The 482-nt window shown below is 71.0% G+C and carries 1 protein-coding gene; it reads right to left on the bottom strand.

Going from position 1 to position 482, the window contains the following annotated elements; genetic code table 11:
* The coding region (locus DVK06_RS17450) for an aromatic amino acid lyase (RefSeq protein ID WP_158600113.1) at positions 1–482 on the bottom strand (482 nt) is incomplete at both ends.

Raw genomic sequence — 482 nt, 5'->3', positions numbered from 1 at the left:
TAGAGGGGCGACCGAGCGACCGACACTCGTTGAGGAGCGCCGCGGCGGTGTACTGCGCAATCATGTAGCCGGAGCGGAGCCCGCTGCGTTCGGTCAGGAACGGCGGGAGATACAACTCCTGTACGTCGGGGTTGAGCATCCGGTCGGTCCGGCGCTCGGAGATGGCCGCGAGTTCGGTCAGCGCGCCGGCGGCGTAGTCGAGGCGGAGCGCCAGCGGTTCGCCGTGGAAGTTGCCGGCGGCGACGCCGGCGGCCACGTCGGTGCCGGGCGCGCGCTCGTCCACCGCGCCCGCCGGGAAGACGAGCGGGTTGTCGGTGACGCTGTTGAGTTCGACCTCGACGGCCTCGCGGAGGTGCGAGACGGCGTCTCTGACCGCGCCGTGGACCTGCGGGAGACAGCGAATCGAGTAGGCGTCCTGCACGCGCTCGCAGTCCTTGTGCGATTCGAGGACGGTCGAGCCGGCGGTGAGGCGGCGAATCGCG

The sequence above is a fragment of the Halorubrum sp. Atlit-28R genome, from assembly GCF_003665955.1.
In the GTDB taxonomy this organism is placed as follows: domain Archaea; phylum Halobacteriota; class Halobacteria; order Halobacteriales; family Haloferacaceae; genus Halorubrum; species Halorubrum tropicale.
Note: the sequence above shows the minus strand (reverse complement) of the source record. Positions and strands in the feature narration are given on the sequence as shown.